Annotated in this window: 23 protein-coding genes; 5 read left to right on the top strand and 18 right to left on the bottom strand. The window is 37.2% G+C overall.

What is annotated here, in order from left to right:
• Positions 1 to 234: 234 nt before the first annotated feature.
• Complete coding sequence (locus tag AC3WJG_RS22555) at positions 235 to 879, bottom strand: GntR family transcriptional regulator (protein ID WP_255257722.1); 645 nt, start codon at positions 877 to 879, stop codon at positions 235 to 237.
• 199 nt (positions 880 to 1,078) lie between these two features.
• Here AC3WJG_RS22555 and AC3WJG_RS22550 point away from each other — a divergent pair, with 199 nt between their 5' ends.
• The gene (locus AC3WJG_RS22550) at positions 1,079 to 1,537 is read left to right on the top strand and encodes a hypothetical protein (protein ID WP_013057518.1); all 459 of its coding nucleotides are present in this window, start codon (positions 1,079 to 1,081) and stop codon (positions 1,535 to 1,537) included.
• A 30-nt stretch (positions 1,538 to 1,567) separates the two neighbouring features.
• Here AC3WJG_RS22550 and AC3WJG_RS22545 read toward each other — a convergent pair whose 3' ends face one another.
• Complete coding sequence (locus AC3WJG_RS22545) at positions 1,568 to 2,449, bottom strand: M23 family metallopeptidase (protein ID WP_098334467.1); 882 nt, start codon at positions 2,447 to 2,449, stop codon at positions 1,568 to 1,570.
• A 263-nt stretch (positions 2,450 to 2,712) separates the two neighbouring features.
• Between AC3WJG_RS22545 and AC3WJG_RS22540 the strand changes: the two genes are divergently transcribed.
• Entirely contained in the window at positions 2,713 to 3,249 is a 537-nt protein-coding gene (locus AC3WJG_RS22540) for a histidine phosphatase family protein (protein ID WP_060746841.1), read from the top strand.
• Positions 3,250 to 3,296: 47 nt separating this feature from the next.
• Here AC3WJG_RS22540 and AC3WJG_RS22535 read toward each other — a convergent pair whose 3' ends face one another.
• Positions 3,297 to 5,330: a Na+/H+ antiporter gene (locus tag AC3WJG_RS22535; RefSeq protein WP_028409002.1), complete on the bottom strand. Its 2,034-nt coding sequence runs from the start codon at positions 5,328 to 5,330 to the stop codon at positions 3,297 to 3,299.
• Positions 5,331 to 5,599: 269 nt separating this feature from the next.
• Here AC3WJG_RS22535 and AC3WJG_RS22530 point away from each other — a divergent pair, with 269 nt between their 5' ends.
• Positions 5,600 to 6,913 carry a hemolysin family protein gene (locus tag AC3WJG_RS22530; protein WP_102813016.1) on the top strand — a complete coding sequence of 438 codons (1,314 nt, stop codon included), beginning with the start codon at positions 5,600 to 5,602 and terminating at the stop codon, positions 6,911 to 6,913.
• On the opposite strand, the gene AC3WJG_RS22525 is transcribed toward AC3WJG_RS22530, so the two are convergent.
• Positions 6,914 to 7,360 (bottom strand): DUF4385 domain-containing protein, encoded by a 447-nt coding sequence (locus AC3WJG_RS22525; protein ID WP_028409004.1) that lies wholly within the window; start codon positions 7,358 to 7,360, stop codon positions 6,914 to 6,916. It lies immediately after the preceding gene.
• 104 nt (positions 7,361 to 7,464) lie between these two features.
• On the opposite strand from AC3WJG_RS22525, the gene AC3WJG_RS22520 reads away from it, so the two are divergent.
• Together AC3WJG_RS22520 and AC3WJG_RS22515 are read left to right on the top strand one after the other, a co-directional pair.
• Positions 7,465 to 8,853, top strand: a complete 1,389-nt coding sequence (locus tag AC3WJG_RS22520) for a DUF2254 domain-containing protein (protein WP_221841274.1) — start codon at positions 7,465 to 7,467, stop codon at positions 8,851 to 8,853.
• A gap of 689 nt (positions 8,854 to 9,542) precedes the next feature.
• Positions 9,543 to 9,839, top strand: coding sequence for a hypothetical protein (locus tag AC3WJG_RS22515; RefSeq protein ID WP_253351376.1), 297 nt, complete (start codon positions 9,543 to 9,545; stop codon positions 9,837 to 9,839).
• Positions 9,840 to 9,904: 65 nt separating this feature from the next.
• Here AC3WJG_RS22515 and AC3WJG_RS22510 read toward each other — a convergent pair whose 3' ends face one another.
• The 14 genes from AC3WJG_RS22510 to AC3WJG_RS22445 form a co-directional block, all read right to left on the bottom strand.
• Positions 9,905 to 10,675: an ABC transporter ATP-binding protein gene (locus AC3WJG_RS22510; RefSeq protein ID WP_102813018.1), complete on the bottom strand. Its 771-nt coding sequence runs from the start codon at positions 10,673 to 10,675 to the stop codon at positions 9,905 to 9,907.
• A gap of 9 nt (positions 10,676 to 10,684) precedes the next feature.
• Entirely contained in the window at positions 10,685 to 11,482 is a 798-nt protein-coding gene (locus tag AC3WJG_RS22505; protein ID WP_328241108.1) for an ABC transporter ATP-binding protein, read from the bottom strand.
• Positions 11,483 to 11,487: 5 nt separating this feature from the next.
• Entirely contained in the window at positions 11,488 to 12,294 is an 807-nt protein-coding gene (nikC, locus tag AC3WJG_RS22500; protein ID WP_102813020.1) for a nickel transporter permease, read from the bottom strand.
• Positions 12,291 to 13,232 carry a nickel ABC transporter permease gene (nikB, locus tag AC3WJG_RS22495; protein ID WP_337134523.1) on the bottom strand — a complete coding sequence of 314 codons (942 nt, stop codon included), beginning with the start codon at positions 13,230 to 13,232 and terminating at the stop codon, positions 12,291 to 12,293. The genes nikC and nikB overlap by 4 nt, the downstream gene beginning before the upstream one ends.
• A 2-nt stretch (positions 13,233 to 13,234) precedes the next feature.
• Positions 13,235 to 14,758, bottom strand: coding sequence for a nickel ABC transporter substrate-binding protein (gene nikA / locus AC3WJG_RS22490; RefSeq protein WP_337134524.1), 1,524 nt, complete (start codon positions 14,756 to 14,758; stop codon positions 13,235 to 13,237).
• 245 nt (positions 14,759 to 15,003) lie between these two features.
• Positions 15,004 to 15,417 (bottom strand): DUF4395 domain-containing protein, encoded by a 414-nt coding sequence (locus AC3WJG_RS22485; protein WP_028409013.1) that lies wholly within the window; start codon positions 15,415 to 15,417, stop codon positions 15,004 to 15,006.
• A 312-nt stretch (positions 15,418 to 15,729) separates the two neighbouring features.
• Positions 15,730 to 16,560 carry a YitT family protein gene (locus tag AC3WJG_RS22480; RefSeq protein ID WP_337134525.1) on the bottom strand — a complete coding sequence of 277 codons (831 nt, stop codon included), beginning with the start codon at positions 16,558 to 16,560 and terminating at the stop codon, positions 15,730 to 15,732.
• Positions 16,561 to 16,758: 198 nt separating this feature from the next.
• On the bottom strand, positions 16,759 to 17,319 hold the full coding sequence (locus AC3WJG_RS22475; protein ID WP_098659240.1) for a hypothetical protein: 561 nt from the start codon (positions 17,317 to 17,319) through the stop codon (positions 16,759 to 16,761).
• 197 nt (positions 17,320 to 17,516) lie between these two features.
• Positions 17,517 to 18,071 (bottom strand): GNAT family N-acetyltransferase, encoded by a 555-nt coding sequence (locus AC3WJG_RS22470; RefSeq protein ID WP_013057535.1) that lies wholly within the window; start codon positions 18,069 to 18,071, stop codon positions 17,517 to 17,519.
• A gap of 368 nt (positions 18,072 to 18,439) precedes the next feature.
• Entirely contained in the window at positions 18,440 to 19,264 is an 825-nt protein-coding gene (locus AC3WJG_RS22465; RefSeq protein WP_221841282.1) for a thermonuclease family protein, read from the bottom strand.
• A 420-nt stretch (positions 19,265 to 19,684) separates the two neighbouring features.
• Positions 19,685 to 20,344 carry a 2OG-Fe(II) oxygenase gene (locus tag AC3WJG_RS22460; RefSeq protein ID WP_013057538.1) on the bottom strand — a complete coding sequence of 220 codons (660 nt, stop codon included), beginning with the start codon at positions 20,342 to 20,344 and terminating at the stop codon, positions 19,685 to 19,687.
• A 246-nt stretch (positions 20,345 to 20,590) separates the two neighbouring features.
• Complete coding sequence (locus AC3WJG_RS22455) at positions 20,591 to 22,093, bottom strand: malate:quinone oxidoreductase (RefSeq protein WP_221841283.1); 1,503 nt, start codon at positions 22,091 to 22,093, stop codon at positions 20,591 to 20,593.
• Positions 22,094 to 22,213: 120 nt separating this feature from the next.
• On the bottom strand, positions 22,214 to 23,038 hold the full coding sequence (locus AC3WJG_RS22450; RefSeq protein ID WP_013083665.1) for a pyruvate, water dikinase regulatory protein: 825 nt from the start codon (positions 23,036 to 23,038) through the stop codon (positions 22,214 to 22,216).
• Between the two features lie 579 nt (positions 23,039 to 23,617).
• Positions 23,618 to 24,499: an HAD family hydrolase gene (locus AC3WJG_RS22445; protein WP_098790583.1), complete on the bottom strand. Its 882-nt coding sequence runs from the start codon at positions 24,497 to 24,499 to the stop codon at positions 23,618 to 23,620.
• Positions 24,500 to 24,732 lie beyond the last annotated feature (233 nt).

Genomic DNA, 24,732 nt, shown 5'->3' with positions numbered 1-24,732 from the left:
CTGTGCTCTAGGATGTTTTCCAAAATAAATCATCATATCCGTTCCGCAAATTCCAGCATGGGATACCTTTACAAGCGGTTCCCCTTCTTTTATAACCGGTTTCGTTTTTTGCTGCATAACGGCTTTCGTTTCTGAAACGTAGACACCTGCTTTCATTTCTCCATCCCCTTTGTATACTTGTCGACAACTTGAAGATAAAAAGGTCCAAAACATTTCGAATCTTTTATCCCTTTTTTATGCTTCATTCAAAAGTGAAGCTGTTATCGTATTTCTCGTGTCTTCAAAGTGACGCTTCACTTCATCTTGAATACGTTCTGTATTTTGAGACTTTAATGCTTTAATCATTTCATGATGCTGCTTTATCAGTGGGAGCACAGCTGCTTTATCATCTCGAAATCTTTTTTCAGTGGTGATTAAAAGAGCAGCTAAAATAATTTCACGGATGCTTTCCCACAATTTTAATATCCGCTTGTGGTCTGCTTCGATAATCACGAGCTCATGAAACCGCAAATCTTGATAAGCAAACTCTACATAGTCATCGTATTTAGCTGCCATGTTCATTTGATCAATACTTTGCTCAAGCTTTTTAATAAGCGAATCATGGTTGACTTCAGATAGACGTTCTAAGACAAAATGTTCTAAAAGCAGACGAACATCGTACAGCTCGTTTAAATCCCTAGCTGTTAAACCAATAACAACTGCTCCCATTCGCTGTAAATCAATGAGTCCTTCGTTTGAAAGGGTCCGCAGCGCTTCTCTTATAGGAGATCGACTCGTTCCAAACTCTGCCGAGAGCTGATTTTCCGATAGAATGGTTCCTTTCTTTAGCTCGCCGCTCATAATTTGAATTCTTAATTTGCTTACAACTTGCTCTCCCAGCGAGGCTCCGCGAAGCCATTTTTCCGGGTAGATTACCTTTTTAATGTGTCATCACTTCCTTAGCCAACTTGTATACAAGTATTCAAGATTTAGTATATAGAGAAGTAATCTGATTGTAAACGTTTTCTTTATAGAATGTATATTTTTACAATTCTTTCTTACACTAAGAACTACTGATAAATAAAAGGTGGGAAGATGAATGAATCAAATTATATTATGGGGGATTCTTGTTATTCCATGGTTTTTACTGCTGCTGCTTGATAAACAGCGGGTCAAACGATTTTTTACTGTAGGGTTATTTGCAGCATTAATGATGACAATCGCCTATCAAGTAGCGGAAAAAATGCACTGGTGGACGGTTCAAGAAAACGTATTTTTTCTTACTAGCATGGGAGCAACGATTTATTGCCTTCATATTGTGATTACGATCTTTGTCTTTTACCTTACGTATCCGGGGTTTATCTTGTACATAATTGTTAACATTATTTTGGATTTGATTCATGGTTATGTTATTGTTCCTTTTCTTGCTAAAATCGGGCTTTATAATCTGTATGATATCAGTCATTTTGGGCTTTTCCTTGTCATGACTACCGTAGCCATTATCCTTTACTTGTTTCAACGGCTGCTTGACTTTATATTTGAGGAAAGCCCTGCATAAAAAGCCACAGCAAACGCTATGGCTTTTTAATCAATAAAAAAATGGGATAACCGTATCTCCGCGAATCGGTTCAACGGCCGCATGAAACTGAATTCGCAAACTTTTTGACGTTTCAATGTCAGAGGCATCCATGACGTGAAAATGAATGTGAGGTTCGGATGAATTCCCGGAATTTCCACACCTTCCGAGCAGTGTTCCTTTACGAACCACGTCTCCTTTTTTCACAGAAACCGATCCTTTCTTCAAATGTGCAAGCACACTGTATTCTTTTCCTTCATGCTCAATGATAACGTGATTTCCTAAAGGATTTCTTTTATTCGTGTGTCCAATTTCATTATCTTCTTGACCATCAGCTGCTGTGATAACGACTCCTTCAAGCGGCGCCACAACTTTTTTTCCATATGCATAGTAATCTTCGTTTTTCGTTCCATCATTTTTATAGCTTTGATTTCCTTTTCGCACGACTAAATCATACGCATACCTTTGGTTTTCGACTGGATGGTGATAGTTCAACACCTCATGCTTTCCTCCCCAATAGACAAACCATTCACTTTGAATCGGCATCGTATATTTGTTTGTACTCCATCGATCGCTCTCTGAAAATGATTCTATAGGAGCAATCACAAGTGCTTGTATAATGTTATGTTCATCAAACATGACGCTGATGAATTTTGTCTGCGTAGAATTTAACCAAATAAACTGCTCAATTTGAGGAGTTAAATAGAGATTTGTTTCTAGTCTGTAGAACTGTTCTCCTTGATTAAACAATTTGCTCTGCTCCAAAAATTGCTGAAGCGAAACTTGACGTTTAAATTCTTCGCTTACACAATCATAAAGTTTCTTAAAATCCCCTTTTGCAAATAAAATTCCAAACTCTTCTCTGATGTTCACTTTTCTCTCTGTATCCATCATTGTAATCCACCCTTTTATATGTATTTCAATTTGTTTGAATTATCTATAAGTAATACGTTTTATGTTATAAAAAGGTTTCATTTTCCAGTTATTCTATCTCAAAATCTTCTTTTATTCCGTATTTACAATTTTCTTAATCCATTTTATACTTATTTTACAAATATTTGAAAGGAGGTGCAACATGATGAAAATAACATTAAATAAGAAAATCAAGCTGCGCCGAATAAGTGTTTTTGGCGCTTAGATTTTAAGGAGATTTCACAATGAAAGTAGCATTAGTACGTCATTACAAAGTTAACAAAGGTCTTCCAGAAAACCACCGCTTATCCACTGATGAACTAGTGGCTTGGTTTCAAGAATATGATGAATCAGATATTACGTATGGAGAGACTGATTTGAATAATATCGAATGGAAACGCTGTTTTTCAAGCGATATGCCGCGAGCACACAAAACGGCAAAGCATATTTATAAACAAGAGATCACGCTTCTTCCAGAACTTAGAGAAATACCTATGCCTATTATTCCAGTAAAATTTAAACTTCCTTTTATCCTCTGGGTCTTACTGTTTCGCATGTCCGGACTCATCAACAAACAAGCTCGTAAAGATATGGCTGAGACTAAGAGAAAAGTAGCAGCAGTGCTAGATCGCGCTATTTCCGAGTCAGAAGACGATTTGCTGATTGTCAGCCACGGAGGAATTATGAAGTTTATGCGTAAAGAACTTATAAAACGCGGCTTTAAAGGGCCTCGGTTTGATATTGCTGTTAATGGAAAGCTTTATCTTTTTGAAAAGCAATAGAATGAAACTTACTAGAAAAAGTCGCAGAGACTACTCTCTGCGACTTTTTAATAACCATTTTCTTCAATTGTTAATGCTTCACGCAAAGCGATATCTTTTCGGATATTATGAGCGATTTCACGCGTAATTTCTCCTTTTTCATAAAGTTCTTGCACCGTTTCCCGCTCGGTATGAAACGCTTTATAACATAAATCTCTCGTTGCTTTTTTACGTTTCCGTGAATTATACTCCGTACTCTCTTTTCTAAGTCTTGCCATGGATCTATGGTATTCACTAATAATAGCAAGTGAAATCATTCGATTTTCTTCGTTCATATTTTCTTTAATGACCTTTATCGCTTCTTCAATCATTTGAATACGTACTTTGTTCACTTTGCTTCTTCTTCGCAAGCTTTGTTTTCTTAACGCCTGCTTATTCGGTGAAAAAATTCGGACTAGTAATAATAAAACTTTTTTAAACCTCATCCAGCTCACCAATAATTTGTACCTTACGCGATTGGTTACAGCCATTTCAAGCTTGTGCGTATGTTCCAAACAAATATACGCTGTCTCACGGTCTATTTTTTCTTCTTTTAATAGCTTTTCCACCAATTTCCCCTTGGCCTGAAGAGCCAGCAATCGAATTTCTTCTTCATACTGTTTGTTTTCAGAGGCTTCTAAAGGATGAGTTTTAACGATGATGTTATTAATCGTTGTATTATACGATGAAATTAACGAAAGGGCTGCTCCACGATTTTCCTCGGTCATTTCTCTTTTTAACCGCTGAATAGCAGCTTTGTGCACTTTAATGCGCGCTTTAACCTCTTTTGTGTTGCGCTCAGGCTTCTTCGGCGCCTTTTCTGTTTTCGCAATGAGAGGTAAAAGAATACTTGCCGCAACTAAGGTTAACAATATAACGCCTGCTGCTAGAAAAATAATCAGAGAGCGTTCCGGAAAATCACTGCCGTTATCAAGCGTATATGGAATCGAAAACGCTCCGGCTAACGTAACAGCTCCTCGTACACCTGAAACCGTGATAATGCCAATAGACCGAGGCTCAGGTTTTAGATGCTTGTTATTTTTGTAATACCAGCCTACTGACCATGACACCATCACCCAAATAAATCGTAGTACAAGCAAAAAGACAGTAATAATCAAAATATAAAGAAGCACTTGTCCATTATTAAAGTTTGGATCTTGAATAATTGCTTTCGCCACTTTAGGTATTTGCAGACCAAGCAGTACAAACACCAAGCCATTTAACAAATATAAAATAACCGTCCAAGTACTTTTTGATACTACTTTTAGCTGCTGGTTAGGTGATTCCTCTCGGTCGCGCTCAATCGCATGCACAATGCCGCCTGCTACAACTGCCAAGATTCCTGATAAATGAAAATGTTCAGCAATGTAGAAGACAACAAATGGAGTTAGAATTTGTATTAACATATGAATCGTAATATCTTCCATTCCTAAACGTCGAACAAGTACACGCAGTCTGATAATCAGAAAAGCGATAAATGCTCCTACAAACAAACCGCCCAGCGCTACCCAAAGGAACTGAAATGTAGCATCTACTATTGAAAAGACGCCCGTTACGGTAGCAGCTACTGCTACTTGAAACGCTACAAGACCAGAGGCATCATTCATCAGCCCTTCGCCTTCCAGCAAATGCATAATTCGCTTAGGCAGCTTTACTCGGCTCGCCATAGCTCCTACAGCCACTACATCTGTTGGGGACAAAATAGCGGCTAGTGCAAATGCCGCCGGTAACGGAATGGAAGGAATGAGCCAATTGATTAGATATCCCCCTACTGCCACCGTTACAAAAACCAGTCCCAGCGCTAGTAATAAAATAGGTGTACGAAGCTTCCAAAGAGCAGCTCTTGACACGTTTTTCCCATCATTAAATAATAGCGGGGCAATAAATAAAATAAAAAATAACTCAGGCTCTAAATGTACATCTCCGCCAAATGGCAAGATAGCAAGCCCTGCTCCCAAAGCTATTTGAACTAATGGAACAGGAATAAATGGTACAAAATGATTAATGATATTAGATAGACCAATCAAAGCCAATAAGACTAATATCGTCAGAAAAAATTCCATAAAAACAATCGACTCCTACTTCTATTTACATCCTTTTAAAGGTATCACGTTATCTCTTTTCATTCATTTTATAGTGTTTAGTTTACGCTTTTTCTGCCAAAAAATGTTGCGGGTTATTAAAAAGTGCTCTTTCTTTTCGGTAAGTTTATTTCTGCGGACATTAAGGGAACAGTATACATGATATTCTTTATTTACCATATAAATCAGCTCATCAAACTTTTGTAAGGGAGGTGTTCCCTTATCCGTTTCAACGGGGTAAGGAGATAAATTTGGAAACAGTAAATGTCATTTTATTTATCGTATTAATCATATTAACAGCCTTTTTTGTTGCAACGGAATTTGCCGTCATTAGGGTACGGTCGACTAGAATCGACCAGTTAATTGAAGAAGGAAACCGAAACGCTTTAGCAGCAAAAAAAGTAGTATCAAATTTAGATGGTTATCTTTCAGCCACACAGCTGGGCATTACGGTTACCGCACTGGGTCTAGGCTGGATAGGTGAACCTACGGTAGGTCATTTATTAGAGCCGCTTATTGACATGCTTCCTTTTGCTGAATCACTTTCGCATGTCATATCTTTTGTTCTTGCTTTTTCGATTGTCACATTTTTAAATGTGGTAGCTGGGGAACTTGCACCCAAAACAGTGGCGATTCAAAAAGCCGAACAAGTGACGCTGTTATTTTCCCGTCCTCTTATTCTTTTTTCTAAGTTACTTTATCCGTTTATTTGGCTTTTAAACCACTCAGCAAGAGGCGTTGTCGGATTATTTGGCCTGAAGCCAGCTTCTGAAAATGAAGTAGCTCATAGTGAAGAAGAGCTTAGAATTATTTTATCTGAAAGCTATGAGAGCGGTGAAATTAATCAATCGGAATTTAAGTTCATGAATAATATTTTTGAATTTGATAATCGTACGGCTAAAGAAATCATGGTGCCTCGTACAGAAATTGTTAGCGTATCAGCAGAAGAAACGATAGAAGAATTCTTAAAAATGGCTAGAGTAGAGCAATATACTCGCTATCCAGTAGTTGTAGATGGAAACAAAGATCAAGTGGTGGGATTAGTTAATATTAAAGAAATATTAGCGGATTACATAAAAGAAGATGATATTAAACCACGTACCGTGCAAACGTATATGAAACCCATCATTCAAGTCATTGATTCCATCGCCATTTACGACTTATTGCTTAAAATTCAAAAGGACAGAATTCACATGGCCATCTTAATAGACGAGTACGGAGGAACAACAGGGCTTGTAACGGTAGAAGACATTTTAGAAGAAATTGTTGGTGAAATTCGTGATGAATTTGATGATGATGAAATACCGGACGTACACAAAATTAATGAAAATCACTACGTACTCGATGCGAAGGTGTTGATTGAAGAAGTAAATGACTTACTCGGAACAAATATTGAACAAGAAGACGTTGATACCATTGGCGGCTGGATGCTGACCGAAAAGTTTGATCTTGCTAAAGGGGACAGCATCACAAACGAAAGTTTTTCATTTAAAGTCATTGATATTGAACATCACCATATTAAACGAATCGAAATAACAAAGGAAAAAAGTACGGATAACAGCTGATTATCCGTACTTTTTTTGATGCTCTTTTTTAAATTTTAAGTACTCTTTATTCTCTCGTACCTCCTTCCATTTTTTCATAAAAATAGCCGCCGATTCTGCTTTTTGTTCATCAATTTGCCGTTCGTTACGCTCTCCGCCTTTGCTGTATTTCTTTCCGCCTTTGTAGTTCGCGTAGCGCCTGGATCGCGTGTATCCCATTTGGAGAAATTTCCGGGCCATGTCCATTCCAACAAAATCGCTTTTTTCTTTGTAGGTTAAAAAAAGCTGATAAATGGCGTCCGCCGATTCCTCAGCAATTTCAGGTGTTCGAAAACGCCAATGAGGAAGAATTTCACTTTTATATGGCTCAACAAGGAGAACTCCTTGTTCTCCTCTTCCTACTCTATACTTTTCAGGATGTTTTCTAAAATCCATATGCTCAAAGTCAAGTGAATAATCAAATGCCACGGCTCTCTCCTCCTTTTTGATCTCTACCCTTTACAAATGGACAATAAAACTTTTCTTAAAGAAGTTTTTCACATGCAGATGCGGGTAATAATAGGTGGATAAGTATGACTAACTTTTTTCTCCATGCTAAAAGAAGTCCGAACTTATTAAATCATGATACGGGAGATTTCGTTATGTCAATAAAGCTACAGCAAAATCGAATCAAAGCTAATTTTTGGATTACTCCTTCTATATATGGAATCGTTGCTTTTTTTTTAGCCACTATTAGTACGTTTATAGACCGATTTTTAACAGCTCATAAACAGTGGTTAAAGTTGGTTCCTTCTGTATTTCTAACGGATAAAGAGCTTGCTCATACTATTTTGAGTTCAGTGTCAAACTCCTTATTAACGATGACGACGATTACATTTTCTTCTGTGTTAGTGGTACTGACTACGTTTGTAGGCCAGTTTTCTCCTAGAACGATTCAAAATTTTAATACAGATGCCAAAACCCAGCGTGTGCTTGGCACTTTTATCGGTGGGTATGTGTACGTGCTTGTACTACTTATTCAAGTTCGAAGCAATCAAGTCAGCAACACTTTCATTGTTCCTTCACTAGCCATTTTGGTAGCTTTCATTTGTCTAGGTATGTTTGTATTTTTAATTCATCATGTTATTAACTGGATTAAAGTCGGCAACTTAATTTCAAACATTGCCAAAAAAACGATGCTAACCATTGAAGAACGACAGCTAGAACAGCAAAAATCACCTCAATCAAAAAATGAAGAACAGCTTAATTTTGATAGTGAAAACACGCTGCAAATTAAAAGTAACAAACAAGGATATATTCACTATATTGAACTCAAGCATTTAACTACACTAGCATCTAAATATAATGTTATTGTGAAACTTGAAAAAGCACCCGGTGAGTATGTCGAAGAAGACACACCTCTGTTAAGCGTAATTCATCACGATCAATCATTAGAACACGAAAAATTTCTTCATTGTTTGTTTATTACAAATGATCAAGAGTCGATTCAAGATGTGAAGTTAGGGATTCAAAAGCTGAGTGAAATTGCATTAAGAGCTATTTCACCCGCTATTAATGATCCTGAAACAGCTATTAACTGCATTGAACAGCTCACGCAAGTGTTTATCAAACTTGGGCAAAGCTATTCTTCTTCTCCTTATTATTATGATGAAAAAGGATGCATTCGCGTCATGCTAGAAAAACCTTCTTTTATGGATTATTTGTACAAAGCGTTCTATCAAATTCGTCATTATGGGAAAGAAGATGTTTCCGTGATGTCTGCTGTCATTAAGGCATTAACCGTAATCGCTGAAACAAATCGCTCTGCCATCAAAAACGACGTGTGGGTTTTTTCTTCCTATATCGTAGAAGGGCTGCAAAAAGAAGAGTGGCTTAAAATGGACAAAGAGTTTCTTAATCAGCTGCTCAAAAATCTTGCAAAAGCTTGTGAAAAAAAAGGCGATTCTATGTTGATAGAATAAAAACCAAAAAACGCCGCTCATCAACTGAGCGGCGTTTTCTTACGATATAAAGTGCTCTATCTCTTCTCTCTTTTTCACTATTATAAGTTTATCGTTATATGACGTACGAAGGATATGCAAAATTTCAGGTTTACTTTGCTTTTCGAAGTCTGAATTCCACTGAAACATTTTAATGAAAATAGAAAACGTCGGTGCATAATTTGCTTTTTCTATTTTAGCTTTTTGCAGAACATACCTTTTTATAATAAACCATATTCTTTTTAGATAATGGATATCGAGAAAAATAATAAGGTCAGCTCTATTAAAACTTTCATTCACCCACGTATAGTGTACGCCTTCTATATTCCATTCTTTTGAAGCTGAAATATGATGTAAACACTTTTTTCTATCCGCTTCACTTCTTCTTTTATCTCCTTCATATGTTCGTTCCCACATAATATTATCGAGTTCGTAGTGAGGAACTTTTAATTCATGGGATAATAAACGGGCAAGAGTTGTTTTTCCACTTCCAACAGATCCAACGATATGTATTTTTTTACATGAAGCGCTTTGAATACTTCATCTCCTCCTACTTCAAACCTGTTTTTTTACACTTATTGTATAATTCACGTTCTTTTTCTCTAATGCAAACCAGAACATTTTATGCTAGTATTTTATGGTACTTGACTGACAAAAGGAGTGAGATCATAGTGCCTAAAACCCTTTTTGGAAAACTTACGCTGTTTTGGATTGGACTATTTTTATTGATTACAGGTCTATTTTTTTATTATAAATATACAAACCAAGCGTTTACCGCTGCAGATTTATTCTTTCGCGTCTCTCCTCCTTTAGCTACTGTTGGCTTCCTTTTAAGCGCAGCCGGACTATATGAAGAACGAGGAAAAAACAAGCTAATTCCTCTCCTTGTACTCGGCATTAGTTTTGTCATGCTCTGCCAAGCAGGCTATCATTTTATAAATATGCATACTCCACCGCCGCGTCCCTGACTTTGTCTCATTCTCATTTATAAAAAAGCTCTTCGTTTAGTATATTAAACGAAGAGCTTTACTCTCTATTCAAATAAACGCACAAGCTTTTTTGTATAGGGATGCCTGTTTTTATCAAATAGCTTTGCACGTTCAAACTGATCAATAACCTCGCCTTGCTGCATAACTATCATGCGGGTACTCATAAAATTTACCGCTGCTAAATCATGCGAAATAAACAAATAAGATAGCTGAAACGTCTCCTGCAAATCTTTTAATAAATTTAAAATTTTTGCCTGTACCGTAACATCAAGACTCGCTGTTGGTTCGTCTAATAGCACCAGAGACGGACCTACGCTAATGGCACGCGCAATCGCTACACGCTGAAGCTGTCCACCGCTGAGTTCATGAGGATAATTCAACGCATATTCTGCGCTAATCCCGACTGTTTCTAACAAATAAAAAGCAAGTTCTTTTTCGTTTCTGCTCACATGAGATAAAAATGAAGGAACGGTTCGCTGCTGCCGCAAAGGCTCGAGCAAGGAATCGATGATTTTTACTTTTGGATTAAAAGAAGCCGCGGGGTTTTGAAATACAACTTGCATGCCTAGACGAGCTTGCTGCAGTTTTTTTCCTTTTAACCGGTGAAGAGGTTTCTCTGCAAACCATACTTCTCCCTGCTGAATTTCTGTTAACCTTAGCACACTTTTTACAAGCGTACTTTTTCCGCTTCCACTTTCTCCAACAATCCCTACGCATTCCCCTTTATCAATATGCATGGAAACATTATTTAGCGCTTTAACGTCTTTATACTGTTTTACCAGCTGCGTGACGCGTAATATACTTTTTTCTTTCATATCTCACTCCTATATCAACACTTTTTTCTGCGTATCTAACAATCGATCAGGCGTTTTCTGTAAAGAAGGAATGGCGTTAAACAGTTTTTTTGTATAAAAGTGATCCGGAGCGTGAAACAGAGATTCGATACTGTTTTCTTCCACGATCTCTCCTGCTAACATAATGGCTGCTCGGTCTGCATATTTCCGCACATGACGCAAATCATGGGTAATGAATAAAATGGCACAGCCTGCTTCTTCTTTCAGCTTATGCAGCAGCTGAAGAACTTCAGCTGCTGCCACACTATCTAAAGCAGTGGTTGGCTCATCTGCAATAATCAAGGCAGGCTTCATCACCAGTGCTAAAGCAATCGCTGCTCGCTGAAGCTGTCCACCGCTCAGCTGAGAAGCATAGCTTTTATACACGCGTTCATTCGGTAAATTCACAGCTTTTAAAGCCTGAAAAATAGCAACTTTCCTATCTTTTTTAGACAGTTTACTATGTGTACGAATCGTTTCATCAAACTGCTTTCCGATTGTTAAAAAAGGCGTAAAAGCGCTTCGATAATCTTGAAAGATATACGAAATATCTTTTCCAAGGATAGGCACATATCCTTCCTGCTTAAAAGTAATAGAGCCTCCTTTAAGCGTGACACCTGACGGCAACAGCCTTCCTATTGATGCAGCAGTGATACTTTTACCGCTTCCGCTTTCTCCAATGAGCGCCAGCCACTGTCCTTGCTCGATTTTAAGAGAAATGCCTTTTACAATTTGTTTTGTTTTATTATGAATGACTAGATGTTTTATTTCTAAAACGATGACGATCACCTCTTTTACCGACTAACTTGATATTTCCCTCGAATATATTCACCTAAAGCTGTAAACGCCAGCACAAATAAAATAATGGCCAAGCCTGGTATCAACATTAACTGCGGAGCATTGTAAAAGTAGGCCCTGCCTTCATTTAGCATCGTTCCCCATTCCGGAGTAGGCGGCTGAGTCCCTAGTCCAATATAGGATAGTGAAGCCATCATTAAAATAATTTTCCCTATATCCAGCGTAGCAAGAACAAGAATATGTCCTCCCACATGAGGAAGAAAGTGGCGCAGGATTAAAGGTAGTGTTCTCACTCCGTTTAATTTAGCAACCAGCACATATTCTTTTGACTTTTCTTGAAGCACAATACTGCGCACTACCCTTGCATAACCAACCCACTTTACAATAATCATCGCAGCAATTAAGTTCAATAATCCAGGCCCTAACAGTCCGCTTAAGACGATGGCTGCAATATAGTCAGGAAAAGCTAAAAAAGCGTCTACAATTCTCATTAAAAAGCGGTCTATTTTTCCTCCAATATACGCTGAAACTAAGCCAACAGGTACTCCAATCAAAAGAGAAAGAGCTAAGACAAGAAAACTAGTCCCAATTGTGGTCTGAGCTCCAGCTACGATTCGTGAAAAGAGATCTCTGCCTAAGTGATCAGTTCCTAACCAGTGATCACCGGTGGATTTTTGAAGCCGGTCTTGCATATTGACTTGTGTGGGATCCATCGGTGTTAGCTGACTTCCAAACAGACAAAATAAAATAAGCGCAATACCAAAAACGCTTATCACTACAAAAGGAAGCTGCGGCTTTTTCACGTTTTATCCCCTCCCTTTACATAGAGCTGGGGATTTACATATTTGTAGCTCAAATCCACAAGTGAATTAATTAACACAACAAACAGGCCCATCCACAAAATATACCCTTGAATCACAGGATAATCACGATTCATAATCGCATCAATAACTAATTTTCCAGTGCCAGGATAAGCAAAAAGCACTTCAATAATGACCGTTCCTCCAAGCAAACTGCCTAAGCTCGTCCCTAAAATGGTAAGGATGGGCGTTAAGCTATACCGGAACGCGTGAAAAATAAAAATGCGGCTTTCACTTATTCCTCTTGCTCGAGCGGATCGTACAAAATCTTGTTTCAGTCCTTCTAGCAGACTAGCTCTAACCATTCGCATATACACAGCGGACATGGCAAAACCAAGCGTTAAAGAAGGCAGCACAAGATGAGCTGCTGTGCCTGTCCCCATTGAAGGAAGCCATTGAAGACGCACGGAGAACAGCTGTATAAACAAAAGACCGAGCCAGAAGCTGGGAATAGATGCTCCAATTAAGGACACACTTCTGCTGAGATAATCAATCCACTTATTCTGGTATAGTGCTGACAGCGTTCCGAGTGGCACAGCTATTAGCAGCATCACAACCAAAGATGCAGCCGTCAAGCGCAGCGTAGCCGGAAACTTCGCGGCTAATTCATCAATGACAGGCTCTTTTGTCATATACGAAGAACCTAAATCAAACTGAAAAAAGCGCTTCAGCCACTTTACATATTGAATATATACAGGTTCATTAAACCCTAGCTCTGTTCGCAAACTATTTATTTGTTCCTCAGAAACTGCCACGTCATCTACGCGGAGCATTTGCTTAACTGGGTCTCCTGGAGCCAGCTTCATCAAAACAAAGCTGAGAAACGATAGGATAACTAAAAAAATGATTAATTCTATTATTCTTTTACCAATTAATTTCATATCTATTTCACATCTAAATCCTTTGTTATCACATAGTATTCACTTTTAGTTGTAACCCAATTTTCTACATTTTTTCTATAGGCTACAAAATTATTCGGATGAACAATCGAAGAGTGCAGCGTTTCCTTTTCTGCTATTTCTCCGGCTTGTCTTGCTAACTTATTGCGCTTTTTTTGATCAACGGTTTTATTGAGTTTATTAATAATGGAAGTTAATGCTGGTTCATGAAAATGACCTACATTAAATGCTCCTCCCTCCATGTAAAGAGCATTAAAGAAATATCCTGCATCTCCTCGCGGCGGGGTTACTAGACTGTATGTAACGATTCCCCAATCATTTTTTGTTGTCATATACTCGTCCATATTTTCCACTTGTTGAATGTCTATTTTCACACCAATTTTTTTTGCTTCTGACTGAAGCATTTGTGACATTAAAGGCAGTTCTGGACGATAAGAGTATGTAACAAGCTTAAAGGAAAGCTGTTTTCCATTTTTTATTGCTTTTCCATCCTTGAGTATATAACCGGCTTTTTCTAAATATTTTTGAGCCTCACTTGGTCCATAGGTTTTCGTTTTTTGATCGTTCGAAAAATCTAAACTCTTTAAAAATGGACCATTTGCAGGGGATCCTTGACCTGCAAGCGCTGTATCGACAACATCTTTTGGATTTAATAATACACCAAACGCTTTTCTCACATTTTTATCTTTAAACGCTTCTTGCCTTGAATTATAGAAAAGCATTTGATTTCTCAGGCTCGGCTGTATATCTACTACAATTGAAGAATCTTTTTTTAACGTGTTTAAGCTTTCAATAGCCGGACGGTACACAATATCGGCTTCACCTGATTGCAAAGCGGACGTTCGTGCATTTTCATCATCATTAAATGTTAACACAACTTCATCCAATTTTGGTTCCCCGCCCCAGTATTCTTTATATTTTTTTACTTTCATTTCATTATCAGGTTTAAACGAAGCTACTTTAAATGGCCCTGTTCCCACGGGTTTACTTTTTGTATCTGGAGCATCTACATCAATAATTGCTGTGTTTGGATGAACAAGTTCAGAAGGCAGCGTGGCAAGCGGCTCTGTTGTTGTAATGGTTAAGATTTGGCCACTGGCTTTCATTTCTTTAATTTTAAGTGCACTTTTCATTGCTTCGCTTTCTTTTATCGTTCTTTCTAACGAATGTTTCACGGCTTCAGCATTTAGATCCTTGCCATTTTGAAACGTAATCCCGTCTCTAATCTCAAATACCCAGGTCGTCCCATCATCTTCTGTTTTCCATTTTTTTGAAAGCCACGGTTCAATCTGTAATTGCTCATTAACTTTTACTAACGTTTCGGCAATACCGGCTCGTACAGTTGTATAATTTAACTGTGGATCGAGCGTATCACTTGGAAAATTCGATACAAAAGTAAGTGATTTCTTTTTACTCTTTTCTTCGGTACTCGCAGAGTTACTCGAACATGCCGCTAGCAGACCTATCGCAGCAAGCGTTAAGCATAGCAGACTTATCCTTTTTTTCATATAAACCCCTCCTTTATTCAAAACTATCTTTCTTTTATGTACGGTCTTTAACTATAACTTACCTCCTTTAAATCGTAACGATTATTATTATCATAAAAAGTTTAATTTGTTTACCTTACTTTGTCAACAAAGGTTTTTAAAGGATATAGACGCTCTAACACTTGTTTTCACCCGTTATGATGATTAAATTTATTGATAACGCATACAAATGAGCATAAAAAAACAAAGCCTTCGCGAGGCTTTGTTTATGCAGCGTGTTTTTTTCTTTTATATTTCCACATCATATATCGATAACGAATCGTGCAGCCTATACAATATCCCATCAGCGCTACACCCGCAGCAAGAATCACCATTATACTAAATACATAGCCGACAAGCGTATAACCCATTAAAAATGAAATGAAAGCAACCCCCATACATATCGTTGCAATCCATTGGTTAAAAAGCTGCTGATCCCGGTCTTCCATTTGATAAGAAGAAGCAGGCTTTTTGAGAAGCGTTTTCCCTGCCATAATTACGGGGTTACGCTTTGTTGCAAGTGTGACTACTCCAACAAGAAAAGGCAAAAGTAAAAGCCACTTTGCCGCAAGTAAAGCGATCAAAACCGTTATAACGATAAAGAGTTGATTAAGCTGAACTAATGGTTTGGGAATGCTCATGGAACTCCTCCTTCTTAAAACCTATTATACAAATTGGTTTACTAATTTAAAAGAAAAAGCACTCCAAATGAGCGATAAGACTCATACAAAAAAGTTACATAATTTCACTAACGTACTTTAAGATCAGTATCGTAAATAAAATCAAGACAACGTATCGTAAAGAACGAATTCGACGTTGAAGAAGACGTTTTACATGCCTTTTATTACGCATATGGGTTCTTCCTTTCGTATATTGAATTGTCTCTAGACACACTTATATCATACTTTTTCGGAGAACACCAACGTCAGAAAAAATTGCCAAGAACCACAGCTTTATGCGCTTAAAAATCCTTTTCCAATTACATCTCGTACATCGTGTACAATCACAAATGCTTCATCATCAATTTTTTTAATCAGCTTTTTAAGTTTAATAAGCTCTTGTTTATTAATGACCACATACAAGATTTCTTTTGATTCTTTTGTATAGTTCCCTCGACCGTTTAGAATCGTTACTCCGCGATCAAGCTGTTCATTAATTTGATCCGCTACTTCGTTTTTGTTGCTTGAAATAACGGTAACTGCTTTTTTCGCATCGAACCCTTCAATAACGAAGTCAATTACTTTTGTTGTAATGTACAGCATGACGATTGTAAATAGTAGCTTTTCGATTCCAATAATAAAATAAGAAGCCAATACCACTAGTAAATCAACAATTAAAAGTGCATGACTGACTTTCCAGTTTAAAAATTTATTTAGAATTCGAGCAATAATGGCTGAACCTGCTGTTGTTCCACCAACTCGCAAAATCATCCCAATTCCAACGCCTAGCAGTACACCGGCAAAAACCATGCCAATGAGTTCTTCATGAAGATGAAGACCCCAGCCTTCAGTTACGTGAAGCAAAATAGATGTAGCGATAATCGTAATCATCGTGTAGACGATGGTTTTTTTCTCTAAAAATTTATACCCTACGATAAGCAAGATACCGTTTAAAATAAAGTTAGTGATGCCCGTTGAAAGATGCGTTGTATAATATAAAATAATTGATATACCCGTAACGCCGCCTTCACCTAGTCCTATTGGAATGACAAACATGTTAACTGCAAGTGAAAATACAAACGAGCCTATTAATAAAAAGATGACATCTTTTACTGTTTTACCCATCGATTAAACCCTCCTCGGCATAAAAATTCACATAAAAAAGCCCCTTCTCCAAAAGAGAAGAGACGCTTATGTTTAGTTTTTATATACGTATTCTTAAATTGCCATGTATGACTATAATATGTTCACATACGTTTGTCAAACGGAAAGTTTATGCATTATGTGTAACCAAGGCGATGAGTCATTTATCTTTTATGTATACTAGGAATGTTTTAATTTATTTAAACAAAGACGGATGCAGGAATTAGTTGACTCAATTAATTCTTTATCGCCTTTTTTTAATCGAATTTCTAACGCGCGTTGAAAATAGTGGTGTGCTCTGGAAACAATCCGCTGATCAAGTAAACATTTTCCATAATGCTGATAGACAAAGTCTTCATATATGTGAAGGTCTTCATCTGCTTTTAATTGTTCAATGAGTAGCTGAAACGTTTCATTCGCTTTATCCCACTGTTCTTGCCAGTGATATGTATGTCCAAGCCGGATCGTATTCAAAAATTCACCTATTGTATTAGCATGTCGGTCATATAGATAAATGGCCAGCATCAGATGTCTTTCACTGCTCGTTAATTCCCCAAGTATGCGCTCATATACACCAATGTGTCCATATGTTTTAGCAGCGGCACACTCATCCTCTTCTTCAAGAGCTCGTTTCTTTAAATAGATAATTCCCTGCTTCATTTGGTGTGGGTTAACCGGAACTTCTCGAAGCTGTTCATTAAATCGATAACTCATATTAAACGGAAGATCTCTGATGTTCATGCACGCTCCTTTCATGTGGCACATCAGCAAACATACTTTCATGACCGCTTGCTTATGGTCCATTGGATGTAGGATTCTTTCCATTTTGATACGTTTACGCGATTTACAGGAAAGCTCAGCAAAAGTGCTGAGCTGTTGGTTCTTATTATTTTACTTATATATCCATTTTATCACAAAAAATACTACCGTAAAGATGCTCAGGCAGTCTTCATATAAAAAAATGGTTTTTTATCAATAAAAATGGTTTTATGCTCTTGAAAGCCTATACGCTGATACAATTTTTTGGCTTCTACGTTATTATATTCAACGTTTAACGATAAAAACATCTTACGCTTTTTGGCTTCTTGCTTGGCTACATTTAAAAGAGCCGTTCCTATCCCTTTTCCACGATAAGCTTCATCTACACATAGAGAGTCAATATAATAATCTCCATGTTCAGTTTCTATATCAATTTCCCACGCTGGATTATTAAGTTTAGCACGTACAAAACGCTTAACTGGTTCATAAAGCGTTTGTAACATACTTCCTTCGTAGCAAAGCATAAGTCCAACTACTTTCTCGTCGACTTCTGCGACTGTAATATGATGATAGCTATAGCGATTCTTCTCAGACAGAATAAACGCTTTAAGCCTTAAAAGCGCTTCTTCATTCGTTGTAGCCGCTGTGTGAGAGCGCGCAATACTGCCAAGCATGTCATAAAGTAATTCCGTTACAGCAGAAGCATCTTCTTTTCTTGCTTTCCTTATTTTCACGATTTTCAAACTCCCTTTATTCTCTTCGCTTGCGTTATTTGTAGCAAACCTTCTTACCTATCTACTTTAACACGAAAAAGAAAAGAAAGAAAAAATTAACTCCTAATCTTCCTTTCATTGTATAATTAATGTATATTTTCAAATGAATGGATGATGACTATGAAAAAACGCCGTCAGCAGAAAGATACTACAGTAAGTGGATGGGAAGTTTTAGCAGAAATTCTTTTACAAGTGCCTCAGCTGCTCATATGGCCACTGCGTCTTCTTATACGGATTGGTCGCTCTTTGTTGGATGGTATTTAGCCACTCCTATACAAATACTTACTTAACTCAAAAAAAAGAAATTCAGCAGTTACTGAATTTCTTTATTAGTTTTTTGCTTTTGTGTATCCTGCTTCTTGCGCATCTTTTTCGGTACAAAACCAAATGACGTTGTTCATGGTTTGATTGTAGTGCGCCCCAGTTGGCACGTGATAAATTTTAGAGTTTTGATTTCCTTTTATTTTACCTTCACAGCTTTTGGCGGACTGAGTATCCTTTTGTTTAGAAGAGGACTGATTTTTTACAGCATCCGTATTGTATCCTTTTTCTTGTGCATAGTTTTCAATACTCCAGATGCCTTTTTCGCTTTTTCGAGCCTGCTCCTGTATTTTCTTAAATTCATCTACGTACTTTGTATTAGGAGGAAATACTGCTACGCGGGCTAACCCTTTTGCTAGCAGCTCTTCATTATACAGCTCATTGTCTATCCATACATAAGCAAGCAAACGTCCATATTGATCACGCTCTTGCACATCAAATTCAAGGGTGATTTCCTGTCCTTCTAGCCTTTTTTTGGTGTAAGCAGATGCTTCTGGACCAAAGGGCTGTACGCCTAGTTTGGGGTGCTTTGTTTCGGGGGTATCAACAAGAAGTAGTCGCACTCGATCTCTCTTTCCGTTCAGCATTTTCACTTTAAGCGTATCACCGTCCACTACTCTTTCTACCGTAGCCGCCTCACCTACTACATCTTCACGATTTGCTTTAGAAGGACTATGATCGTCTTCTTGATCTGATGAATCTTCTACTTGAACTGCTTGTTTTGTATCGGCAGAAGATGTGCTTGAATGACTTGCCTGCTCATCGCTGCATCCAGTAAGAATCAGCATAAACATCGCGAGCATCGCGTAAATAATTGCTTTTATTTCTTTCAAAACCCGGGTCCTCCTTTAACACGTTCCCTATCTACTATATAAAAGTAAAATGATTTTATAAATAGTGTAAATCACCTAAAAACAAAAACTCGTGAAAATACCTTTCACGAGTTTTTTCGTGCAACTGTTATAAAAATTGGTTACCTGTTTTAAAGTCATTATTTTAAATAGCATTTATTTTATTTTTATCTCTCGAACACATTTTTCATTTTCGTGTATCCAGATTTTTAATCATGAGGATATTTTACACTACAAATACATTTATCGTCTACCGCCTTATAAGAATAAGGAATAGCCGCACAAATAGAATAAGTGTGAATATTTCAATATAATAACTGGCTAACATGATTGCTATTTTTTTGTAACATAAATAAGAGCCCTCATTAACAATAGCTAATAGGGCTCTTCAAACCTTTGTTTTTACGATCGAATTTTTTGTTTGCGCATCCACTGGGTAGCGACCCACTTTTCTCCTTTTATAACAGGAGCTCCCCCGTGGAGAGTACGATCATTAAGTTCAGCATCACTATAAAAATATTCAAAGTACACGGCCATTCCTTTTGTCGGAGATACGGAAAGACCCAGCTTAGGAAAATAAGTTTCTCCTCCTTCTTCGACATCGTTTAAGTACATAACCAATGTACTAATACGGTTGTTTTTAGATGCTTTACTTGCAGAAGTGAAATAATCGTGATGCGCTTTGTATTCTTGGTCAGGCAAGTATTTTAAAACTTGAAGACCTTCAGCATATTCAATAGATGGTCCCATGATTTTAGAAAGTCGTCTTTCGATTTGATGTACAAGCTCGTTTTCGCTTTCTTCAAAAAACATGCCGCTGCTCGTTCGAATACTGTTTACTTCACGTGCAGCACCAATTTTTGATCGCTGCATTTTATCTTTGGATAGCTGTATAAGTTCGTCACATTCTTCGTTACTTAGGACATTTCCTAAAACTAGAACAAGAGGCTCTTCAAATCGAGCAACAATATCAATCTCTCTGTCTTCTAATTTAATTTTATTCCCTGTATGGTTAAAAATCGTTTGTTCTTTCGTTAGTAAAGATGTATTAGTTAGAATCATCTTTTATCGGCTCCTCGAAATAGCTATTTTCCAATTTTCCACTCCATTATATGTAAACGCTTACTAATAAGAATTATATCATGAATACGAAGTAAATTCTGCTAGTAAAGGAAATAAATAAAAAGAAGTCCGTTATATAACGAACTTCCCTCATTTTTTCTTATAGATTTCACATGTCGTTTAAATGCTTTAACTATCTAAAAAACTCTTTTAATATAGAGTATACGTATCAAAGGCTGCCTAAAATCATCGGTACACAAGTTCTTTTTCACTTAAATCAAGCGTTTGTGCTGTAGAAGCATGAATTTCGTTAAAAAGCGCTGGATTTTCTACCAGTGACAAGCCGTAAGAAGGAATCATTTCTTTTATTTTTGATTCCCATTTCTTCATATGCTGCGGGAAACACTTTTCCAGCACTTCAAGCATGACATGAACGGCAGTCGAAGCACCTGGCGAGGCCCCGAGCAATGCAGCAACGGAACCATCAGCTGAACTCACAACTTCTGTACCAAATTGAAGAGTGCCTTTACCTCCGGCTTCCGTATCTTTGATTACCTGTACACGCTGACCCGCTACGACGATATCCCAGTCTTCGCTTTTTGCGTTTGGAATAAACTCGCGAAGTTCTTCCATACGCTTTTCATTGGACAACAGCACCTGCTGAATCAAGTATTTCGTTAAGCCCAGCTCTTTAACGCCTGCTGCTAACATCGTTAAAATATTATTCGGTTTTACAGAACTGAGTAAATCCAAATTTGAACCCGTTTTTAAGAACTTTGGTGAAAATCCGGCAAAAGGTCCAAACAGCAGTGTTTTTTTGCGGTCGATATAGCGTGTATCAAGATGCGGAACCGACATTGGCGGAGCACCAACCTTCGCTTTCCCGTACACTTTCCCGTGATGCTGCTCTATCACTTGGGGATTATTACATACCATAAATAATCCGCTTACCGGGAACCCTCCAATATGTTTGGACTCAGGAATACCCGTTTTTTGGAGTAAAGACAGACTTCCGCCCCCTCCTCCGATAAAAACAAATTTCGCCGTGTGGTATTCCTGTTTACCGCTATGAATATCATGTACTTTCACTTCCCACAAGCCGTCTGCGTTACGTGTTAGATTTTCAACGCTGTGGTTATAGTTAATTTCTACGCTTTTATTCTTTAGATGTGTAAACAACATACGAGTTAAAGCCCCAAAGTTCACGTCCGTCCCCGAGTCTATTTTAGTTGCCGCAATTGCTTCAGGGGATGTACGGCCTTTCATGACAAGCGGCATCCATTCTTTTAACTTTTCAGGATGGTCCGAATACTCCATTCCTTGAAACAACGGATTATTTGATAGCGCTTCAAAACGCTTTTTCAGAAAGGATACATTCTTTTCTCCTTGTACGAAACTCATATGAGGGATTGGCATAATAAACTCTCGCGGATTATGAATTAAATTACTGCTTACAAGATACGACCAAAACTGTCTTGAAAGCTGAAACTGTTCATTAATTCGCACCGCTTTTGTAATATCTATAGATCCGTCAGCTTGTTCAGATGTATAGTTCAACTCGCACAGTGCAGCATGGCCAGTCCCTGCGTTATTCCATTCATTCGAGCTTTCTTCTCCTGCATCTGCGAGTTTCTCAAATACTTTGATTTCCCATTCCGGCGCTAACTCTTTTAGTAAAGATCCCAACGTTGCGCTCATCACTCCGGCCCCAATTAAGATAACGTCTGTTTTTTTATATACATTGCTCATCACAATCTTCCTTATCCTTTATATTTTAAAAAAGCACCTTTTAGCAACACGCCTGTTCTACCTGACTCTCTACAGATTAAGTATGTCTGACAAGTTATCTGTCTTACATAATGGGCATTTTTATACATACCCTTTCATCTTGTCCTTTTTTAACATGCTCAATATCACTTCAGCGGTTTCTTCAACTGCTTTACCTGAGACATTAACAATAGGACAGCCAATGCGCTTCATAATTTTCTCAGCATAGTCCAGCTCTTCAAGGATTCGATCTACATTGGCATAATTGGCTTGAGACGCTAAACCTAAATTTTTTAATCGTTCTTTTCGGATTTCATTGAGCTTATCCGGTGTAATAACTAAACCAATACATTTATTTTTCGGAATAGTAAAAAGTTCATCAGGAGGAGTCACTTCTGGAACTAAAGGTATATTCGCTACTTTAAGACTTTTATGAGCTAAATACATAGAAAGTGGCGTCTTAGATGTTCTCGAAACACCAATCAACACTAGATCAGCTCGCTTGATGCCTCTGAAGTCTTGTCCATCATCATATTTAACAGCGAATTCAACTGCTTCTACTCTTCGGAAATAGTTATCGTCTAATTTTCTCGTTAATCTCGGTTGGAGATTAGGTTCTTTATTAAAGGTTTGGCTAAAGGCACTCATAAGTGGGGTCATTAAATCAATGGCTACAATTCCTTCTTCTTGTGCCTTTTGGTCAAGATATTGTTTTAAAGGTGGGATGACGATAGTATACGCAATGATGGCCTCGTTACACCTTGCTTCAGCAATGATATTATCAATATTTCCTTCATCTTCTACGTAAGAAGTATTTTGAATTTCAATATCTTCTCCACTAAATTGAGTTAAAACTGCTTTTACCATCAGCTCAGCCGTTTCACCTACTGAGTCGGAAACTATATAGACAATTTTTCTTTTATTCACATTAAATCTTCCTATTCTTTGATTTTAATAGTTTAATAACGCTAGCATTTTTTGTTCAACTATCATTTAGTAGCTTGCAAGATACATATTTTATTGGTAATGAGTGGACTAATATTGTGGAAACTGTGATTATAAACACTTCAAAAAAAACGATTGAACTCAACATTTATGTCATACTAATTATAAAATAAAACTAAATATGTTATACTATTTTCATTAAATGTTATATTAGCATTAAATATACGGAGATACAATCCCTTTTCTGCGCATTTTATAAAAAGTTTAAAGAAAGAAAAAGTTTAGATTTTAAAATGTTTTATGCTTTGGCATGGTGGGACTCATCAGGGCTGAGAGGTGTTTTGCAGGGATAGTTACGAGGATAGTTATATAATTATGTTGTTTATAACATAATTTTTAAGTTATAGAAGATTTATTCTTAGCTATTCTTTTTAGCTAAGAGTGCTATAACTAAAAATAATGAACGGTTTACTTTTCATCTTATGTATACTAAAAACACCGCCTAAAAGACGATGTTTTGAAGAGCTGGTTATAATGCATTGTGGTGAAATAGATTAATTTTTATAAAACGGGATTACTTCTAGTAGATTTTTGCAATAAAAATTTAGAAAGATAATGGGATACGCCGTTTTCGTCACAGTTAAATTCCGTTACGTCATCGACAATTTCTTTAATATGATCCGGCGCATTTTTCATCGCTACGGCATAGCTGGCAAACTGAAACATTGGTAAATCATTATTGCTGTCGCCAATTGCTAGAATGTCTTGCTCGGGCAAATTAAAATGTTTTAGCATTTGCTGAATCCCCGTTGCTTTATTTACGTTTGCCACCATCACTTCAACATTGTGTTTAGATGAAGTAGAAGTTGTAAAGTCGATTTCTTTTTTAAGTTCTTCAAGCTCCTCTTTCCATTTATCGATATGCTCGTGCGTTCTTGCAAAGAAATAGAACTTTGAAAATTCGCTTCCTTCTACGGAATCTTTCCAGTCAATTTCTTCTTTAATCGCTTGTTTACGAGAAAGCCATTCGTTAATTTCCACACTGTCTGGCTTTGGCTCTCTAATTTCATTTTCCACATAGGACTGATCTTGTTTTAACGTCACGCGAGATGTGCCATACGGGAAAAGCTCGTAGTATACCTTGTTCGCTCTTGCTTTTTCAATAATAGTTTCCACCAATTGAAGCGAAAGCGAGTGCTGAAAGACTGATTCTTTTCCTACATACCCTGCCATACCATTTGACGTAATAAATCCATCCACTTGAAAGCCTTCAGGAACTAACTCTTCTATTTCATCAAACGCTCTTCCCGTAGCAATAAAAACAAAAATTCCCTGTTTTCGTAATTCGTCAATGATTTCTTTTGTTTGAACACTTACTTTATTGGAGCGATTTAATATCGTACCGTCCATATCTAAAAAAATTGCTTTAGGTTTTAACAACATATTTATTCCCCCTATTTGTAAAAAGAGTGTACTTGGCAAGTATAAACTTTTCCATTTTCAAACTCAATGAATGTACTTTGCTTTTCTCTTTTATAAAACTACTATAATGCTCTCCTTACATCTAAAATTGTACAAGCGCTATAAAGAAAGAATTTTATCTTTGCAATAAGCCTTTATATACTAATAGCTGGTTAGGCTAATTTGATATAAAACAGCATTCACAAAAACGAATT

This window comes from Priestia sp. FW507-14D1A (assembly GCF_058781295.1).
This window is presented reverse-complemented; position numbering and strand designations above follow the sequence as displayed.

What these genes read in the sequence shown, in the direction of transcription:
- AC3WJG_RS22535 (WP_028409002.1), bottom strand. Translation starts at nt 5,330, where the DNA reads ATGGAATTTTTTCTGACGATATTAGTCTTATTGGCTTTGATTGGTCTA.
- AC3WJG_RS22550 (WP_013057518.1), top strand. Translation starts at nt 1,079, where the DNA reads ATGAATCAAATTATATTATGGGGGATTCTTGTTATTCCATGGTTTTTA.
- AC3WJG_RS22445 (WP_098790583.1), bottom strand. Translation starts at nt 24,499, where the DNA reads ATGTTGTTAAAACCTAAAGCAATTTTTTTAGATATGGACGGTACGATA.
- AC3WJG_RS22485 (WP_028409013.1), bottom strand. Translation starts at nt 15,417, where the DNA reads ATGAGCATTCCCAAACCATTAGTTCAGCTTAATCAACTCTTTATCGTT.
- AC3WJG_RS22510 (WP_102813018.1), bottom strand. Translation starts at nt 10,675, where the DNA reads ATGAAAGAAAAAAGTATATTACGCGTCACGCAGCTGGTAAAACAGTAT.
- AC3WJG_RS22455 (WP_221841283.1), bottom strand. Translation starts at nt 22,093, where the DNA reads ATGAGCAATGTATATAAAAAAACAGACGTTATCTTAATTGGGGCCGGA.
- nikA (WP_337134524.1), bottom strand. Translation starts at nt 14,758, where the DNA reads ATGAAAAAAAGGATAAGTCTGCTATGCTTAACGCTTGCTGCGATAGGT.
- AC3WJG_RS22520 (WP_221841274.1), top strand. Translation starts at nt 7,465, where the DNA reads ATGACTAACTTTTTTCTCCATGCTAAAAGAAGTCCGAACTTATTAAAT.
- AC3WJG_RS22475 (WP_098659240.1), bottom strand. Translation starts at nt 17,319, where the DNA reads ATGAACATCAGAGATCTTCCGTTTAATATGAGTTATCGATTTAATGAA.
- AC3WJG_RS22480 (WP_337134525.1), bottom strand. Translation starts at nt 16,560, where the DNA reads ATGGGTAAAACAGTAAAAGATGTCATCTTTTTATTAATAGGCTCGTTT.
- nikB (WP_337134523.1), bottom strand. Translation starts at nt 13,232, where the DNA reads ATGAAATTAATTGGTAAAAGAATAATAGAATTAATCATTTTTTTAGTT.
- AC3WJG_RS22540 (WP_060746841.1), top strand. Translation starts at nt 2,713, where the DNA reads ATGAAAGTAGCATTAGTACGTCATTACAAAGTTAACAAAGGTCTTCCA.
- AC3WJG_RS22545 (WP_098334467.1), bottom strand. Translation starts at nt 2,449, where the DNA reads ATGATGGATACAGAGAGAAAAGTGAACATCAGAGAAGAGTTTGGAATT.
- AC3WJG_RS22460 (WP_013057538.1), bottom strand. Translation starts at nt 20,344, where the DNA reads ATGATTCTAACTAATACATCTTTACTAACGAAAGAACAAACGATTTTT.